Source organism: Rhizobium ecuadorense (genome assembly GCF_001187535.1).
GTDB classification, from domain to species: domain Bacteria; phylum Pseudomonadota; class Alphaproteobacteria; order Rhizobiales; family Rhizobiaceae; genus Rhizobium; species Rhizobium ecuadorense.
The window spans coordinates 1-281 of record NZ_LFIO01000550.1; the positions used below are offsets into that span (position 1 = coordinate 1).

Genomic DNA, 281 nt, shown 5'->3' on the forward strand with positions numbered 1-281 from the left:
CTGCTGCGCTTTGCAGCGGAAACAGACGCGCCGCGACCGCGGGTGCTGGTCGTCGCACCGCTGTCCGGTCATTTCGCCACACTCCTGCGCGGCACCGTGCAGACCCTGCTGCGCGATCACGACGTTTATATCACCGACTGGGCCAATGCCCGCGACGTGCCGCTGTCGGCAGGGCGTTTCGGCATGGACGATTATGTGGACTATATCATCCGCTTCCTGGAGGAGATCGGTCCGGGTGCTCATATCCTCGCCGTCTGCCAACCCTGCGTACAGGCGCTGGC

1 pseudogene is annotated in these 281 nt (G+C 64.4%); it reads left to right on the forward strand.

Annotation, left to right across the window (positions count from 1 at the left end):
- A pseudogene (locus AF337_RS11945) lies at positions 1-281 on the forward strand (polyhydroxyalkanoate depolymerase); the annotation flags it as partial.